We start from the raw sequence: 17352 nt of genomic DNA, 5'->3' as shown, positions 1-17352 counted from the left end.
GAACGAAGCCGCGCCCGGCATTTCAATTCACTTCTTCGCGGCGAGCGCCGCGGCCTGGGCAGTCCAGTTGTCGCGGCCGATGCGGCCGGCGAGCGACAGGTAATCTTCCACCCAGGCGATCTCTTCCGACGTCCAGGCGGCGATCTGGCCATAGGTCCAGATGCCGAGACCGTTGAGCACCTTTTCCAGCTTCGGTCCGATACCCGAAATCGCCTTCAGGTCCGACGGCTTCGCCGGCTTATCGACGGCCTTAGGCTGCCTGAAATCCTCGGGCATCAGCCCCGTTGCGGCCGGTTGGGCGACAATATCGGCCCCGGTCGCGTCGAGCGCCTTCTCGGTCGCGTTCGCCGCTATATCGGTCACATCCTGGGCGAAGGTCTGAGCCCTGGCGATCAACGTCTCGGTCGCCTTGCGCGCCTTGGAGGCGTTGGCGGCCGCTTCGTGCTGCGCCTCGAGATCGTCGAGGAAAGGCTGGAACATGCGCTGCGAAGCCTCCAGCGCGCCGGTGAACGCGCCCATCCACATGCCGACGGCGTGGTTGGCCAGACCGATGCTGAGCGCCGACATCGCGGCGGCACCCGCGACTGGATGCGCCAGAAGGTTGACGGCGCTGGCCATCTCCTTCGGCATCATCTTGGTCAGGTCCTGGTTCATCTTCTCGAGTTGGTCCAAATCAGGCACGAACGGATAGGGTATCGAATACGGCGCCATAGAGATCTCCTGGTCGTTTCTTCGTATGCCCGCCCCAGTTTTTCAGTCTTCGGGCCAAGCCCGTATTTCGTAGTCTTATTCCGCCGCCACCATCACCGGCTCGACCCGGTGCGCGTTGCGCGAAAACTCGTCGATGCGGCGTTCCACCTCGCCGCGAAAATGCCGCATCAGGCCCTGGATCGGCCAGGCAGCCGCGTCGCCCAGCGCGCAAATCGTGTGGCCCTCGACCTGCTTGGTGACGTCGAGCAGCATGTCGATCTCGCGCTTCTGCGCCTCGCCGCGCACCAGCCGCTCCATCACCCGCCACATCCAGCCGGTGCCTTCGCGGCACGGCGTGCACTGGCCGCAGCTCTCATGCTTGTAGAAGTAGGACAGCCTGGCGATCGCCTTCACGATATCCGTCGACTTGTCCATGACGATGACGGCCGCCGTGCCGAGCCCGGATTTCAGGTCGCGCAGCGCGTCGAAATCCATCGGCGCATCGATGATCTGCTCGGCCGGCACCAGCGGCACTGAAGCGCCGCCCGGAATGACCGCGAGCAGATTGTCCCAGCCGCCGCGGATGCCGCCGCAATGCGTCTCGATCAGCTCGCGGAACGGGATCGACATCGCTTCTTCGAAAGTGCACGGATTGTTGACGTGGCCGGACACGCAGAACAGCTTGGTGCCGGCATTGTTCGGGCGACCGAAGGACGAGAACCAGGCGGCGCCCCGGCGCAGAATGGTCGGCGCCACCGCGATCGATTCGACGTTGTTGACGGTGGTCGGGCAGCCATAGAGGCCGACATTGGCCGGGAATGGCGGCTTCAGCCGCGGCTGGCCCTTCTTGCCTTCCAGGCTTTCGAGCAGCGCCGTCTCCTCGCCGCAGATATAGGCGCCGGCGCCATGATGCATGTAGATGTCGAAGTCGTAGCCGGATGTGTTGTTCTTGCCGATCAGCTTGGCCGCGTAAGCCTCGTCGATGGCGCGCTGCAGCGCCTCACGCTCGCGGATGAACTCGCCGCGCACATAGATGTAGGCGGCGATCGCGCCCATCGCGAAGCCGGCGACCAGCGCGCCTTCGACCAGCGTGTGCGGATCGTTGCGCAGGATATCGCGGTCCTTGCAGGTGCCCGGCTCGGATTCGTCGGCATTGATGACGAGATAGCTCGGCCGTCCGTCGCTCTGCTTGGGCATGAACGACCATTTCAATCCGGTCGGGAAGCCGGCGCCGCCGCGCCCGCGCAGGCCCGACGCCTTCATCTCGTTGATGATCCAGTCGCGGCCTTTGGCGACGAGGCCTGGCGTATCGTCCCAGATGCCGCGCGACTGCGCGCCGGCCAGCGACTTGTCGAACAGGCCGTAGATGTTGGTGAAGATGCGGTCTTTGTCCTGAAGCATTTGTCGTCCCTCAGACCGGCTTCTTGCCGAAGACGCGGATGTATTCGGCGACGCCGCCCTTGGCGAGCGCCTTGGCCTGCTTCACCCAGTCGTCGCGCTCGATGCGGCCGCGGAAATTGAGATAGCCGTCGACCCATTCGCGCTCGGCCTTCTTCCAGGCGGCGACCTGCGCGAAGGTGTAGATGCCCAGCGAATGCAGGGTGCCTTCGATCTTCGGGCCGACGCCCGAGATCAGCTTGAGATCGTCGACCGTTGCCGGGCGCTCGATGCCGTTCGGCCGGTTCTTGTCGTCGAGCGAAGGCTTCGTCGTCTTGGCGACAGGCTGCTTGGTTTCCGGCGCCTTGAAAGCGGTGGCCGGCTCGGCCTTGGTCTTCGGCCCGCTGCGCGGCTTTGAAACCGCCTCGACTTCCGGAGCGGCCTGGTTGGCGTTGGCGGCCGAGTGGCGCGGCGCCCTGACGCTGGCGCCGTTCTCAGTGGCCGGGGCGACCTTGACCGGCGACGGCGTGTTGAGCGCCGGGCTGGTTTCAGCCGCATGGGTCTTCGGCTTGCTGGATTTTGACGGTCCAACCGGGCCAGAGGCGGCCGGAGCTGGCGCCGAGCTTGCCGGCGCAGCGGGTGCCGGGGCTGCAGCGGAAGCTGCAGGCGGCGCCGATGCGAGAGCTTCCTTGGCGGCTTTCGCCGCCGCCCTGGCTTCCTTGTCGCGCGTCGACTTCAGGATCGCCTTTTCGCTGGTCAGCGTCGTCAGCCCGGTCGCCGGCTCGGACCCGTGGCGGCCGTTCTGCGGACCAGGCTTCACCTCGGCGCCCTTGCCGGCGTCGTAGAGATCGATGATCTCAGCCAGCCGCTCAGGCGTCAGGTCCTCGAAAGTGTCCTTGAAGATCATGACCATCGGTGCGTTGACGCAGGCGCCGAGGCATTCGACCTCCTCCCACGACAGCGTGCCCTTGTCGTTGGTATGGAACTGGTCGTGATGGATTTTCGAACGGCACACATCCATCAGCGCTTCCGAGCCGCGCAGCATGCAGGGCGTGGTGCCGCAGACCTGGATATGCGCGCGCGTGCCGACCGGATTGAGCTGGTACTGCGTGTAGAAGGTCGCGACTTCGAGGCCACGGATGCGCGGCATGCCGAGCATGTCGGAGATCGTCTCGATCGCCGCCTTGGTGACCCAGCCTTCCTGCTCCTGCGCGATCATCAGCAACGGGATGATCGCCGACTGCTCGCGCCCCTTCGGGTATTTGGCGATCCACTGCTGGGCGGCCGCCGCGTTCGCCTCGTTGAAGGCGAAGGTGGCAGGCTGGAGGCTGGCTTCTGCAAGACGGCGGACTGACATTTAGCGATCGACCTCACCAAACACGATGTCGAGGGAGCCAAGCACGGCGGTGACGTCGGCCAGCATGTGGCCGCGGCACAGGAAATCCATGGCTTGCAGATGCGCGAAACCGGGCGCGCGCAGCTTGCAGCGATAGGGCTTGTTGGTGCCGTCGGAGACCAGGTAGACGCCAAATTCGCCCTTCGGTGCCTCGACGGCCGCATAGACCTCGCCGGCCGGCACGCGGTAGCCCTCGGTATAGAGCTTGAAGTGATGGATTAGCGCTTCCATCGAGCGCTTCATCGCGGCGCGCTTCGGCGGCACGACCTTGCCGTCGAGGTTCGACACGGGGCCGGCGCTTTCCTTGCCGAGCAGCAGATCGACGCACTGGCGCATGATCTTCGCCGACTGGCGCATCTCTTCCATGCGCACAAGGTAACGGTCGTAGCAGTCGCCGTTCTTGCCGATCGGGATGTCGAAATCCATCTCGGAATAGCATTCATAGGGCTGCGATTTGCGCAGGTCCCAGGCGGCGCCCGAGCCGCGCACCATCACGCCAGAAAAGCCCCACGCCCAGGCGTCGGCCAGCGACACCGTGCCGATATCGACATTGCGCTGCTTGAAGATGCGGTTACCGGTCAAGAGCGCGTCGAGATCGTCGATCGACTTCAGGAACGGGTCGATCCACTTGCCGATGTCCTCGACGAGCTTCTGCGGCAGGTCCTGGTGCACGCCGCCCGGCCGGAAATAGGCCGCATGCATGCGCGAACCGCTAGCGCGCTCATAGAACACCATCAGCTTTTCGCGCTCGACGAAGCCCCACAGCGGCGGCGTCAGCGCGCCGACGTCCATGGCCTGCGTCGTCACATTCAAGATGTGCGACATGATGCGGCCCATCTCGGAATAGAGCACGCGGATCAGCTGACCGCGCTTCGGCACCTCGATGCCGAGCAGGCGCTCGGCCGCGAGCGCAAATGCATGCTCCTGGTTCATCGGCGCGCAATAATCGAGCCGGTCGAGATAAGGCACGGCCTGCAGATAGGTCTTGGCCTCGATCAGCTTCTCGGTGCCGCGATGCAGCAGACCGATATGCGGATCGACGCGGTCGACCACCTCGCCGTCCAGCTCCAGCACCAGGCGCAAAACGCCATGCGCCGCAGGATGCTGCGGGCCGAAGTTGATGTTGAAGTTGCGGACGGAGGTTTCAGCCATGGGTCGCCCTACTGTTTCGCCTTCTCATCCCCGGGAAGCACGTAATCCGTTCCTTCCCACGGGCTCAAGAAGTCGAAATTTCTGAATTCCTGCTTCAATTCCACCGGCTCGTAGATGACCCGCTTGGCCTCGTCGTCGTAGCGAACCTCGACGAAACCGGTCAGCGGGAAATCCTTGCGCAGCGGATGCCCCTCGAAACCATAGTCGGTGAGAATGCGGCGCAGGTCCGGATGGCCCGAGAACAGCACACCGTAAAGGTCGTAGGTCTCGCGCTCGAACCAGTCGGCACCCGGATAGACGCCGGTCAGCGACGGCACCAGCGTCTCCTCGTCGGCCTGGACCTTGAGCCGGATGCGCACATTCTGCTTCGGCGACAGGAGGTGATAGACGACATCGAAGCGCCTGGCGCGCGACGGGTAGTCCGCTCCGCAGACATCGATGATCGAGATGAACTGGCAGCGCGGATCGTCGCGCAGGAAGGTCGCGACCTCGATCAGGTTGCCCGGTTCAACCGAAACCGTCAGCTCACCATAGGCAAGCACGGCTTCGCCAATGCGGCCGGAGAGCTTCTCGCCGAGATAGGTGGAGAGTTCGTTCAACGCCAGGGTCATCGGCTCACCGTTCGATCGTGCCGGTGCGGCGGATCTTCTTCTGCAGAAGGAGAATGCCGTAGAGCAGCGCCTCCGCGCTCGGCGGGCAGCCGGGCACATAAATGTCGACCGGCACGACGCGGTCGCAGCCGCGCACCACCGAATAGGAATAGTGGTAGTAGCCGCCGCCATTGGCGCAGGAGCCCATCGAGATGACGTAGCGCGGCTCCGGCATCTGGTCGTAGACCTTGCGCAGCGCCGGCGCCATCTTGTTGGTCAGCGTGCCGGCGACGATCATAATGTCGGACTGGCGCGGCGACGCGCGCGGGGCGACGCCGAAACGCTCCGAGTCATAGCGCGGCATCGAGGTGTGGATCATCTCGACCGCGCAGCAGGCGAGGCCGAAGGTCATGAACATCAGCGAGCCGCTGCGCGCCCAGGTGATCAGCGCCTCGGTCGAGGTGACGAGAAAACCCTTGTCGGCCAGCTCATTGTTGATTTCGAGGAAGAAGGGATCGTCCTCCCCCACCGGCCTGCCGGTGTTGGGGTCGATGATGCCCTTGGGCTTCGGCGCGACGAGGGCGCCTGAACTGTCGTTCAATCCCATTCCAGCGCTCCTTTTTTCCATTCATAGGCAAAGCCGATGGTCAACACCGCCAGGAACACCATCATCGACCAGAAGCCGAGCATGCCAAGCTTCGAGAAGGACACCGCCCACGGGAACAGGAAGGCGACCTCGAGATCGAAGATGATGAACAGGATCGACACCAGGTAGAAGCGGATGTCGAACTTCATGCGGGCGTCGTCGAACGAGTTGAACCCGCATTCATAGGCGGAAAGCTTTTCCGGGTCGGGATTGCGGTAGGCCACAAGGAACGGAGCGATGATGAGCGCCAGACCGACGATCATCGCCACGGCGATGAACAGCACGATAGGCAGGTACGAACTTAGGAGTGCGCTCATGCGGCGACTTTCCTTCGGCGGGGGCAGTTCATTTTGATTACAGCAACGAACTCTAATGCGGAAGCGTGACAGATTAACCGCTGAACCGTTTTAAGGGGCCCATGCTGCAACGCGGCGAGGGTTAGCGCAGCGGTTTCGGTGACGCAAGTCAAACGTTGTTCAAATCGCGGCTCTGGACGCCTTATCGGAAGAAACTGGTCCGATCCGCTCCTGTTTGATTTCCTTCAGTTTTTACTCCAGTTTTCTCTCCTGACATATCTACCGCCATTTGCCTGCTAGCATGACAGGAATCACCGGCTAAAAATCCAACGGACGATCGGGGCAAGGACACCTGATGAAGGACAAGATTTCGCTGGCCATGGCGAGGCGCGTCGCGCTCGGCGCGCAAGGGTTCAACGACCCTAGGCCCAGTGGTGTTCCGGATCGCCGCCACCTTGCGCGGGTACTTTCGCGAACCGGCCTTCTGCAGATCGATTCCGTGAGCGCGGTGGTGCGCGCGCATTACATGCCGCTCTATTCGCGCCTCGGCCCCTACCCGCTTACGCTGCTCGACAATGCCGCGGTCACCCGCAAGCGCGCCGTTTTCGAATACTGGGCGCATGAGGCATCGTTCCTGCCCGTCGAGACCTATCCTTTGATGCGCTGGCGCATGCAGCGCGCCGAGCAGGGCGACGAGATGTATCTCGGCCTGGCGAAATGGGGCCGTGAACGCAAGGAAATGATCGACGAGATATATAGAGAGGTCGCCGATCGCGGTCCGATCGCCGCGTCCGACATCGAAGGCCACAAGGGCAATGGCGGCTGGTGGGGCTGGAGCGAGGCCAAGCACGCTTTCGAATGGCTGTTCTGGGCCGGGCGCATCACCACCGCCTACCGCCGCGGCTTCGAACGCTATTACGACCTGCCCGAGCGCGTTTTGCCGCAGGCGGTCCTCGACCTGCCCGTACCCTCGGTCGAGGACGCGCATCGCGAATTGCTGCGCATTTCCGCCCGCGCCCATGGCATCGCCACCTATGGCGACCTTCGCGACTATTTTCGTCTCGCGCCGGGCGACACGAAGGATCGTATCGAGGACCTGGTCGAAGCCGGCGAATTGCTGCCGGTGAAGGTCGAAGGTTGGGACAAGACCGCCTATCTCCACAAGGACGCCCGTTTCCCGCGCCGGATAGAAGCGCGCGCCCTGCTCGCCCCCTTCGATCCCGTCGTCTTCGAACGCACCAGGACGGAGAAACTCTTCGATTTCCGCTACCGCATCGAGATCTACACGCCGGCCGAGAAACGCCAATATGGCTACTACGTGCTGCCCTTCCTGCTCGGCGATCGGATCGTCGCCCGCGTCGATCTGAAAGCTGACCGCCCGGCCAGCATCTTGCGCGTCCACGCCGCCTACGCCGAGGCCGGCGCCCCACCCGAAACGGCCGCCCAGCTCTTCGACGAGTTGAAGCAGATGCAGGCCTGGCTCGGCCTGGAGGCGATCGAAGTGACGCCGGCCGGCGACCTCGGACCGGCGCTGGCCGACATCGCGGTGTCGTAGCTGCGCGTTGACAGGGACCTAGCCGTAAGCCTAAATCCTGACCCAGACGGTCTTCTCCCGGCAAAGGGAGGAGCCAAGAGGGAATGCGGTGCGGGCCAACACCCAAATCCGCGGCTGTCCCCGCAACTGTAAGCGACGAGCCTCTGCCGAAAACCACTGGGATGTTCCCGGGAAGGCGGCATTCAGGGTGACGACCCGCGAGCCAGGAGACCTGCCGTCTGAGACTTTAAGTATCCGAATGCCCGGCGGGTTTTCCGGGCAAGGAGCATGGTTTTGGATCGCAACGGCAGTTTCCCGGCAAACAGTGCGGACATTCCGTCCGAGCCCGATGCTTTGGCTGGCGTCACCGTCATCGTCTGCTCATCCTGCCGCGACGAGACCGGGTCGGATGCGCATCCGCGCGCCGGCGCGCTGCTTGCCGAAGACACGTGTCGGGCTGCTTGCGGCGAAAAGATCGACATCCGTACCGTCGAATGCCTCGGCAACTGCAAGCGCCGGCTAAGCGCCGCGCTGCTGCGCGACGGCTGCTGGAGCTACGTCTTCGGCGATCTGAACACGACCAGCGGCGCCGATCTCGTCGCCGGCGCAAAGCTCTTCGCCACCTCGACCGATGGTCTCATCCCCTGGCGCGGCCGGCCCGATTCCCTCAAGCGCGGCCTGGTTGCCCGCATCCCTCCTCTCGACATGCTGAAGGACTGACCATGAACGCATCCGTTTCCCGCGTGCCCTGCACCGTCGTCACCGGCTTCCTCGGCGCCGGCAAGACGACGCTGATCCGCAACCTGCTCGAAAACGCCAAGGGCAAGCGACTGGCGATCATCGTCAACGAGTTCGGCGATGTCGGCATCGATGGCGAGATCCTGAAGGGCTGCGGCGTCGACACCTGCCCGGAGGAAAACATCGTAGAGCTCGCCAATGGCTGCATCTGCTGCACCGTCGCCGACGATTTCGTGCCGGCGCTCGACCAGATCCTGTCGCTCAACCCCAAGGTCGATCACATCCTGATCGAAACCTCGGGCCTCGCTCTGCCGAAGCCGCTGGTGCAGGCGTTCCAGTGGCCGAGCGTGAAGAGCCGCGTCACGGTCGATGGCGTCATCGCCGTGGTCGACGGCCCGGCGCTCGCCGACGGCCGCGTCGCTTCCGATGTAGATGCCCTGCAGGCGCAGCGTGCGGCGGACGATTCCCTCGACCATGACGATCCGGTCGAAGAGGTGTTCGAGGACCAGATCGCCTGCGCCGACCTGATCATCCTGTCGAAAAGCGACCTGATGGATGCGGCAGGCTCCGCCCGCGCCAACGCCGTCATCGGCGAGCATGTCGCGCGCGCGGTCAAGGTCGTGCCGACAGCACAGGGCAAGGTCGATTCGGCCGTGCTGCTCGGCCTTGGCCTTGCGGTGGAGGACGACATCGAGAACCGCAAGACCCATCACGACGACGAGCTCGACCACGAGCACGACGATTTCGATTCCTTCGTCATCGATATCCCCTCGATCGCCAATCCCGACGAACTGGCCAAGCGCGTCGCCCTTGCCGCCGAGCAGGAAAACGTGCTGCGCGTCAAAGGTTTCGTCGAGGTCGGCGGCAAGCCGATGCGGCTCCTGCTGCAGGCCGTCGGCCCGCGCGTCAACCACTATTACGACCGCGCATGGACGGCCGAGGACGATCGCCGCTCGAGGCTCGTCGTCATCGGCCTCAAGGGGCTGAACCGCCCGGCGATCGAGCGTATCCTCGCCGGCTGAGGCAATCCGGACCGCGATGCACATCCTCGCCACCACATCCGCATCGCTCGACGATCTCGCCGAGCCGATCGACCTCAGGCAGACGCCTGCGGATGTGGTGGCGCTGTCCTTCACCGACAGCGATCTCGCCGGCCTGGTCACGGCCTGGAAGACGGATGCGGCGCGGCTGCCGTCGATGCGGCTTGCGGCGCTGCGCGACCTTCGCCACCCGATGTCGGTGGACCTGTGGATCGACAGCGTCGCCCGCCACGCCAAGGTCGTCCTGGTGCGCATCCTCGGCGGCTACGACTGGTGGCGCTACGGCTGCGACCAGCTCGCGGCGCTGGCGCGAGAACGCGGCATGAAGCTGGCGCTGCTGCCCGGCGAAAGCCATGACGAGGACCAGCGGCTGATCGAAGCCTCGACCCTGCCGCGCGCCGAATTGGACGCCCTGCTCGGTTATTTCCGCGAAGGCGGCCCGGCGAATATGAGCGCGCTGGTGCAAAGGCTGGCAAGGCTCGCCGGGTCGGATGCGGCCGTGGCCGAACCGGTCAGCGTGCCGAAGGCGGGATATTATCAGCCGGGAGTTGGTGTCGTCGAGAAGCCGAATCTTTTAGAGGCGGAACTCGACGTCGACAATTTCGCCGTCATCCCCATCCTCTTCTACCGCTCGATGCTGCTTGCCGCCGACGTGGCGCCGATCGACGCACTCGTTGACGCCCTGTGTTCGCAAGGCCTAGCGCCTGTGCCGATCTTCGTCTCCAGCCTCAAAGACGCGGCATCCCTGGCCTTCGTCGAAACCGCCCTCACCTCCCTGAACCCCTCCGCCATCGTCACCGCCACCGCCTTCGCCTCCGGCGCGGAACCCGGTGCCGAGACCCTCTTCGACCGCGCCGGTGTGCCCGTCTTCCAGGTCATCGTCGCCACGACGAGGCGCGAGGTCTGGCAAAAGAACCAGCGCGGCCTGGCTCCTGCCGACCTTGCCATGCATGTGGTGCTGCCCGAGCTCGACGGCCGCATCCTGGCCGGCGCGATCTCGTTCAAGGGCGAGGTCGAGACCGATGCGGCGCTCGCCTTCCGCGCCTTCACCAACCGGTCCGAGCCGGACCGCGTCGCGCAGGTCGCCAAGCGGATCGCGGCGTTTATCCGCCTGCAGCGGACGGAGCGGGCCGAGCGCAAGCTCGCGATCCTGATCCCTGATTATCCGAGCGCGCCCGGACGTACAGGTTATGCCGTCGGGCTGGATGTGCCTTCAAGCGTGCTCGCCATGCTGCATGACCTGAAGGAACAGGGCTATGCGGTTGAGGGGATTCCGCAATCGCCGCGCGCGTTGCTGGATGCGCTGGAGGTAGGTGGGCACGGCCTTACGTTGACGGATTACGTTGCCTTTTCAGCGGAACTGCCGAGGGAAGCGCGAGCTTCAGTTGAGGCGACATGGGGCAAGGCAAAGGGGATAGGTTCGCGCGAGGCACCCCCCTCTGTCCTGCCGGACATCTCCCCCGCAAGGGGGGAGATTGATCTGTCGCCACCGCTTTCGCCAATTGTCGGAGTTGCAAGAATGGCGCCTTCGGCGGAACTGCCGATCTCCCCCCTTGCGGGGGAGATGTCCGGCAGGACAGAGGGGGGTGTTCAAGCGCCGATCTCGGCAACCTTCCCCTTCCGCGCCGCGACCTTCGGCAACGTCACCGTGGCGCTGGCCCCCGACCGCGGCCGCTCGGCCGACCGCCGCGCCGACTATCACGACCCGACGCGGCCCCCGCGCCACGAGCTGATCGCTTTCGGCCTCTGGCTGCAAAAATCGCTCGGCGTGCATGCCATCGTCCATGTTGGCGCACACGGCACGCTGGAATGGTTGCCGGGCAAAACCGTCGCGCTGTCCGAAACCTGCTTCCCCGAGATCGTCACCGGGTCGCTGCCCGTCATCTATCCCTTCATCGTCTCCAATCCGGGCGAGGCGGCGCAGGCCAAGCGCCGCATTTCGGCCGTCACCCTCGGCCATCTGCCGCCGCCGCTGACCGGCGCCGGCCTGGACGAGGCGCAACAGAAACTCGAGCGGTTGGTCGACGAATATGCGCAGGCCGACGGCCTCGACCGCCGCCGCCGCGACCGTCTGGCCAAATTGATTGTCGAGACGGCGCAAAAGACTGGCCTTGCTTCCGAAGCCGGCGTTGCCGGCACAGACGCTCCGGACGAAGCGCTGCGCCGCATCGACGCCTGGCTCTGCGACCTCAAGGATTTCGCCGTCAAGGACGGGCTGCATGTCTATGGCCGCGCACCGGAAGACGAAGCCGACCCGCTGCGCCGGCAAAGCGCGGCGGCTGAAAAAGCAGCCCTGCTTGCCGCGCTCGATGGCCGCCACATCAAGGCCGGCCCTGCCGGCGCCCCGGCGCGCGGTCGCTCCGATGTGCTCCCCACCGGCCGCAACCTCTTCACCTCCGATCCGCGCACCATGCCGACGCCGACCGCCTATGACCTCGGCCAGGCGGCGGCGGAAGAAGTGGTGCGCAGCTATATGCAGAGCCATGGCGACTGGCCGCGCTCGCTGGTCATCGACCTTTGGGGCTCCGCCTCCCTGCGCACCGGCGGCGAGGAGATCGCGCAAGGCCTGGCGCTGATGGGCTGCCGGCCGCAATGGGATGCCGCCACCGGCCGCGTCACTGGCATCGAGGTGCTGCCGCCGGCTACGCTCGGCCGCCCGCGCGTCGACGTCACCTGGCGCATTTCCGGCCTGTTCCGCGACATGTTCCCGACCCAGATCGCGCTGATCGACGCCGCCGCCAATGCGGTCGCCAGCCGCGACGAAGACGACACGGAAAACCCTCTCGCTGCGGCGACCCGCGCGGAGGGCAAGGTCGGCGCGCGCATTTTCGGGACCTCGCCCGGCACCTATGGCGCCGGCGTCGAGGACTTGCTGTCGCGCGGCGAATGGGGCGCGCGCGAAGAGATCGGCCGCGCCTATCTCGAGGCCACGTCGCACGCCTATGGCGGCGCCGACGGCGAGGGGATTTCTGCGCCCGGCGCTTTCGAAGGCCGCATCGCCGAAGCCGATCTTCTCGTCCACACCGGCGACGATCCGGGCCGCGACATCCTCGAAGGCTCGGCCGACGTCGCCTTCATCGGCGGCTTTTCGGCCGCCCTTGCAGCGCTCGGCAGGAATGCCGACGTCATCGTGCTAGACACGACCGACCCGAAAAAGCCGAAGCCGCGTTCGATCGGCGAAGCGGTATCGCGCGTGGTCCGCGCCCGCGCCGTCAACCCGCGCTTCATCGCCGGCCAGATGCGCCACGGCCCGCGCGGCGCCTCCGAATTCGCCGAGACGGTCGACCGTCTGGTCGGCTTCGCGGAGACTACCCATGCCATTTCGGGCGCGCTGATCGAGGCGGTGCATGACGCCTATGTTGGCGACCCGGAAGTTCGCGCCTTCATCCTGCGCGAGAATCCGGCGGCGGCGAAGGTCATCGCCGAGCGGCTTCTCTCCGCGCGACGTCGCGGCCTGTGGCACCCGCTGCGCAATTCCATCGACGACGATCTCGCGGCCTTGATCGCCGGGGCCCAGGCAGGTGGAGTGGCGGCATGAACGCGTTTTCGCGCCGTGGCGCTTGCCCTGCTCTAAGCGCGCCGATGCAGACCGGCGACGGGCTGCTGGTGCGGCTCAACCCGGTCGCAGGAGGGCTCGCACCCAAGTCGCTCATCGAACTCGGTGAATCCGCTTTGCGCCACGGCAACGGCATCATGGAAGTGACCGCGCGCGGCAGCCTGCAGATCCGCGGTTTGACGGCCGAAAGCGCCCGGCTGCTGGCGGACGAAGTAGATGCGCTCGGCATCGCGGTGCGCAGTGGCGTTCCGGTCGAGACCGGACCGCTGGCGGGAATCGATCCAGAAGAGATCGTCGATCCGCGCCCGTTGGCAGAGCGAATCAGCGCGGCGATCGAGGAAGCCGGGCTGACGACAAGGCTGGGGCCGAAGGTGTCGGTGGTTGTCGACGGCGGCGGACAGCTGACGATGGATGCGGTGACGGGCGATGTGCGGCTGAAGGCAGTGCAGGCTGCGGCGGGCATCTGGTGGAGCGTGTCGATTGCCGGCGACGGGCGGAGCGCGAAGCCGCTCGCGGCGGTCGATGCGGATGCTGGGCGTGACATTACAGTTGCTGCACTCCGGATGGTCTCGGAAAAGGGCCGGGAGGCGCATACCCGCGATTTGTCGGAGCGGCAGTTGGCCTCTCTCGCCAGCTGGCATTCCTTCGCGCCCCCCTCTGTCCTGCCGGACATCTCCCCCACAAGGGGGGAGATTGAGCCGTCGCCGCCGGTTTCGCCAATCGCCAAGATCGAGCCCAGCAGCAAGGTTGCAGGCAGGGCGCCATCGGCGGAGCTGCCAATCTCCCCCCTTGTGGGGGAGATGTCCGGCAGGACAGAGGGGGGCGCCGTAGAGCGCCCTCGCTTGCCGATTGGCTTTTTCGAAATGAACGCCGACCACGCCCTAGGCATCGCCCTGCCCTACGGCAGCATGCCGGCGCAAAACCTCATCGATCTCGCCACCCAAGCCGCGAACCTCGGCGCCTCCGAAGTCCGCCTCGCCCCAGGGCGAGCCCTGCTCTTCCTCGGTCTCTCCGCCCCCTCCACGCTCCAATCCTCCGCCGCCGCTCTCGGCTTTGTCACCGACCCCGCCGATCCGCGCACCCGCATCGCCGCCTGCCCCGGCACGCCGGCCTGCGCGTCCGGCCGCATCGCCACCCGTGCCATCGCCGAAACGATCGCAAAAGAAAGCGCGGACCTTCTCGACGCCTCGCTGTCGCTCCACATCTCCGGCTGCGCCAAGGGCTGCGCGCATCCCGGCACCGCTGCGCTCACCCTGGTCGGCGACGAAAACGGAGCCGGACTTGTCGTGGACGGGACGGCAAAGGCCCTTCCTGCCGCGTACAGGCCGGGCTATGACGCCGCGCGCGGGGTCGCCGGCATTCTTGCCGCGATCCGCGACGCACGACATCAGGGCGAAACCGCCGCCGCCTGCCTGAAAAGACTTGGCGCGGCCGGCATCGCCGAACTCTATCGACGGAACCAGTGAATGGCCGCCTACGACTATATCCATGACGGAACGGCGATCTACGAGCGCTCTTTCGCCATCATCCGCGCCGAGGCGGATCTGTCGCGCTTCTCGGAGGCGGAAGCCGATGTCGCGATTCGCATGATCCATGCCTGCGGCCAGGTTGAAGCCGCCACCCATTTCGTCTTCTCGAATAATTTCGTTGCCGCCGCCCGGACCGCGCTCGCCGCCGGCGCGCCGATCTTCTGCGATGCCGAGATGGTGGCGCATGGCGTCACCCGCGCCCGTCTGCCGGCCGGCAACGATGTGATATGCACGCTGCGCGACCCGCGCACGCACGACATCGCCAGGCAAATCGGCAACACCCGCTCGGCCGCGGCGATCGACCTCTGGGGCGAGCGCATGGCCGGCTCTGTCGTCGCCATCGGCAACGCGCCGACCGCGCTCTTCTATCTGCTTGAGAAGCTGCGCGACGGCGCGCCGAGGCCGGCCGCGATCATCGGCATGCCTGTGGGCTTCGTGGGTGCTGCCGAATCCAAGGATGCGCTGGCCGAAAATTCCTACGGCGTGCCTTATGCCATCGTGCGCGGCAGGCTGGGCGGCAGCGCCATGACCGCCGCCGCGCTCAACTCTCTGGCGAGGCCCGGCCTGTGAACGCGATCGTGAAAGGCCGTCTGGTCGGCGTCGGCACCGGCCCTGGAGATCCGGAGCTTCTGACACTGAAGGCGGCGCGCGCGTTGGCAGAGGCGGACGTCGTCGCCTATTTCGCCAAGCGCGGCAACAACAGCAATGCGCGTGCCATCGTCGAGGCGCGCTTCCGGCCGGACATGATCGAACTGCCGCTGCTCTATCCGGTGACGACGGAGATCGACAAGGATCACGACGACTATCGCGCGCAGATCGCCGATTTCTACGAGCAATCGGCCGAACAGGTGGCCGAGCATCTCGGCGCCGGCAGGATGGTGGCGGTGCTGTCGGAGGGCGATCCGCTCTTCTACGGCTCCTACATGCATCTGCATGTGCGGCTTGCGCACCGCTTCCCGACGGAAGTCATCCCGGGCATCACCGCCATGTCCGGCTGTTGGTCCGCCACCGGCCTGCCGATCGTCCAGGGCGACGACGTGCTGAGTGTGCTGCCCGGCACGATGAGCGAGTTCGAGCTGACCCGCCGCCTCGCCGACACCGATGCGGCCGTCATCATGAAGGTCGGCCGCAACCTGCCAAAAATCCGCCGCGCGCTGGAAGCGACCGGCAAGCTGGCGAAGGCCGTCTATGTCGAGCGCGGCACCATGCCGGGCAGCGTCTCGATGCGGCTTGCCAAAAAGCCGGACGACAAGGCGCCCTATTTCGCCATCGTGCTGGTTGCCGGCTGGTCGGCTCGCCCAGGGACCAAGCCGTGAGCGGCCGCCTTACCGTCATCGGTCTCGGACCCGGCAATGCCGACCAGGTCACGCCGCAGGCTGCCAATGCCGTCGCCGAGGCTTCCTTCTTCTATGGCTACAAGCCCTATCTCGACCGGCTGGAACTGCGGCCGGACCAGACCCGCATCGCCTCCGACAACCGCGAGGAACTCGCCCGCTCCAACGAAGCGCTGGCCAAGGCCGCAGAAGGCCACAATGTCGCTGTCGTTTCCGGCGGCGATCCCGGCGTTTTCGCCATGGCCGCGGCCGTCTGCGAGGCGATCGAAGCCGGCCCTGAAGAATGGCGTGCCATCGACATTTCGGTTGTCCCGGGCGTTACCGCCATGCTTGCCGTCGCCGCCCGCATCGGCGCGCCGCTCGGCCATGATTTCTGCGCCATCTCGCTCTCCGACAATCTGAAGCCGTGGGAGCTGATCGAGCTGCGCCTGCTGGCGGCGGCCGGCGCCGGCTTCGTCATCGCGCTCTACAATCCGATCAGCAAGGCTCGCCCTTGGCAGCTCGGCCGCGCCTTCGAATGCCTGAAGGCGATCCTGCCCGGCACCACGCCGGTGATCTTCGGCCGCGCCGCCGGCCGGCCCGACGAGCGAATCGAAATCTCTCTGCTGGCGGATGCCGACGCGTCAAAGGCCGACATGGCGACCTGCATCATCATCGGCTCGCCGGAAACCCGCATCATCAAGCGCGGCGAAAAACCAGCGCTGGTCTACACCCCGCGTTCTGCAACGGGGTCGAAATGATGATCGACCTTTGCCGCCAGCGCATCGACGGTCTCGGTCGAAGGAACGTCCGGCAAACGCGGTCGGCGGATCATGATCACTTCGATACCAAGCGCCCGCGCAGCGGCGATCTTGCCATAGGTCGCCTCGCCGCCGCTGTTCTTGGAAACGACGGCATCAATGCCGTATTTTTCGAGCAACGCCCTTTCGTCCGCTTCCGGAAACGGTCCACGCGCCAGGAGGTAAAGCGCATCGGGCACGCCAAGCTTCGGCTCGACCGGGTCGACGCTGCGGATCAGGTAGCGGTGCTGCGGAGCGACTTCGAAGGCGCCGGCCTCCTGACGGCCGATCGCCAGGAAAACGCGGCGCGGCGCCTCGCCAAGCGCCTTCGCCGCCTCAGTGACGCTGTCGACCAGCGTCCAGCGATCACCGGCCACGGGCTCCCATCCAGGACGCCGCAGCGCAAGGACCGGCACGCCAGCCTGCGCAGCCGCTTCGGCGGCATTGGCCGAAATACGCACGGCGTATGGATGCGTGGCGTCGATCAGCAGATCGACGTGTTCTTCGCGAAGATAGGCAGCCAGCCCATCTGCGCCGCCAAAGCCGCCGACACGCACCGGCACGCCTTGCGCGACCGGGCTTTCAGTGCGACCGGCCAGCGACAGCGTGACCGAAAAATCGTCGCGACGGGCGAGCTTCCCGGCCAATTGCCGGGCTTCCGTCGTTCCGCCGAGGATCAGGATATGGTGGGTCAT

16 protein-coding genes and 1 riboswitch are annotated in these 17352 nt (G+C 65.7%); of the genes, 8 read left to right on the top strand and 8 right to left on the bottom strand.

All coding sequences use genetic code 11. The features are described 5' to 3' along the window. Nucleotides 1-27 precede the first annotated feature (27 nt). From CK219_RS00595 to CK219_RS00565, 7 genes are all read right to left on the bottom strand, one after another. Nucleotides 28-711, bottom strand: coding sequence for an NADH-ubiquinone dehydrogenase (locus CK219_RS00595; protein ID WP_095764863.1), 684 nt, complete (start codon nt 709-711; stop codon nt 28-30). A 75-nt stretch (nt 712-786) separates the two neighbouring features. Continuing rightward, on the bottom strand, nt 787-2091 hold the full coding sequence (gene nuoF / locus CK219_RS00590) for an NADH-quinone oxidoreductase subunit NuoF (protein ID WP_095764862.1): 1305 nt from the start codon (nt 2089-2091) through the stop codon (nt 787-789). A gap of 10 nt (nt 2092-2101) precedes the next feature. Beyond that, complete coding sequence (locus tag CK219_RS00585) at nt 2102-3424, bottom strand: NADH-quinone oxidoreductase subunit E (protein WP_095764861.1); 1323 nt, start codon at nt 3422-3424, stop codon at nt 2102-2104. Next, a complete protein-coding gene (locus CK219_RS00580; protein ID WP_095764860.1) occupies nt 3425-4615 on the bottom strand; it encodes an NADH-quinone oxidoreductase subunit D in 1191 nt (396 codons plus the stop codon). It abuts the gene before it with no gap. A gap of 8 nt (nt 4616-4623) precedes the next feature. Next, nucleotides 4624-5226: an NADH-quinone oxidoreductase subunit C gene (locus CK219_RS00575; RefSeq protein ID WP_095764859.1), complete on the bottom strand. Its 603-nt coding sequence runs from the start codon at nt 5224-5226 to the stop codon at nt 4624-4626. Nucleotides 5227-5230: 4 nt separating this feature from the next. Continuing rightward, complete coding sequence (locus CK219_RS00570) at nt 5231-5812, bottom strand: NADH-quinone oxidoreductase subunit B (RefSeq protein ID WP_095764858.1); 582 nt, start codon at nt 5810-5812, stop codon at nt 5231-5233. Then, complete coding sequence (locus CK219_RS00565) at nt 5803-6168, bottom strand: NADH-quinone oxidoreductase subunit A (RefSeq protein WP_042643187.1); 366 nt, start codon at nt 6166-6168, stop codon at nt 5803-5805. Before CK219_RS00565 ends, CK219_RS00570 begins: the two co-directional genes overlap by 10 nt. A 334-nt stretch (nt 6169-6502) precedes the next feature. Between CK219_RS00565 and CK219_RS00560 the strand changes: the two genes are divergently transcribed. The 8 genes from CK219_RS00560 (at nt 6503) to CK219_RS00525 (ending at nt 16618) form a co-directional block, all read left to right on the top strand. Then, nucleotides 6503-7702: a winged helix-turn-helix domain-containing protein gene (locus tag CK219_RS00560; RefSeq protein WP_095764857.1), complete on the top strand. Its 1200-nt coding sequence runs from the start codon at nt 6503-6505 to the stop codon at nt 7700-7702. Nucleotides 7703-7732: 30 nt separating this feature from the next. Continuing rightward, nucleotides 7733-7936, top strand: a riboswitch (cobalamin riboswitch). A 39-nt stretch (nt 7937-7975) separates the two neighbouring features. After that, a complete protein-coding gene (locus CK219_RS00555) occupies nt 7976-8401 on the top strand; it encodes a DUF1636 family protein (protein WP_095765536.1) in 426 nt (141 codons plus the stop codon). A gap of 2 nt (nt 8402-8403) precedes the next feature. Further along, nucleotides 8404-9441 carry a cobalamin biosynthesis protein CobW gene (cobW, locus tag CK219_RS00550; protein WP_095764856.1) on the top strand — a complete coding sequence of 346 codons (1038 nt, stop codon included), beginning with the start codon at nt 8404-8406 and terminating at the stop codon, nt 9439-9441. A 16-nt stretch (nt 9442-9457) separates the two neighbouring features. Then, complete coding sequence (locus CK219_RS00545; RefSeq protein ID WP_095764855.1) at nt 9458-12997, top strand: cobaltochelatase subunit CobN; 3540 nt, start codon at nt 9458-9460, stop codon at nt 12995-12997. Beyond that, entirely contained in the window at nt 12994-14481 is a 1488-nt protein-coding gene (gene cobG / locus CK219_RS00540) for a precorrin-3B synthase (RefSeq protein ID WP_095764854.1), read from the top strand. The genes CK219_RS00545 and cobG overlap by 4 nt, the downstream gene beginning before the upstream one ends. Next, a complete protein-coding gene (locus CK219_RS00535; protein ID WP_095764853.1) occupies nt 14482-15114 on the top strand; it encodes a precorrin-8X methylmutase in 633 nt (210 codons plus the stop codon). Continuing rightward, nucleotides 15111-15860, top strand: a complete 750-nt coding sequence (locus CK219_RS00530) for a precorrin-2 C(20)-methyltransferase (protein WP_095764852.1) — start codon at nt 15111-15113, stop codon at nt 15858-15860. The genes CK219_RS00535 and CK219_RS00530 overlap by 4 nt, the downstream gene beginning before the upstream one ends. Next, nucleotides 15857-16618: a precorrin-3B C(17)-methyltransferase gene (locus CK219_RS00525; protein ID WP_095764851.1), complete on the top strand. Its 762-nt coding sequence runs from the start codon at nt 15857-15859 to the stop codon at nt 16616-16618. The genes CK219_RS00530 and CK219_RS00525 overlap by 4 nt, the downstream gene beginning before the upstream one ends. On the opposite strand, the gene CK219_RS00520 is transcribed toward CK219_RS00525, so the two are convergent. After that, a complete protein-coding gene (locus CK219_RS00520; RefSeq protein WP_095765535.1) occupies nt 16585-17352 on the bottom strand; it encodes a cobalt-precorrin-6A reductase in 768 nt (255 codons plus the stop codon). The genes CK219_RS00525 and CK219_RS00520 overlap by 34 nt on opposite strands.

Source organism: Mesorhizobium sp. WSM4313 (genome assembly GCF_002294725.1).
Lineage (GTDB): Bacteria > Pseudomonadota > Alphaproteobacteria > Rhizobiales > Rhizobiaceae > Mesorhizobium.
Note: the sequence above shows the minus strand (reverse complement) of the source record. Positions and strands in the feature narration are given on the sequence as shown.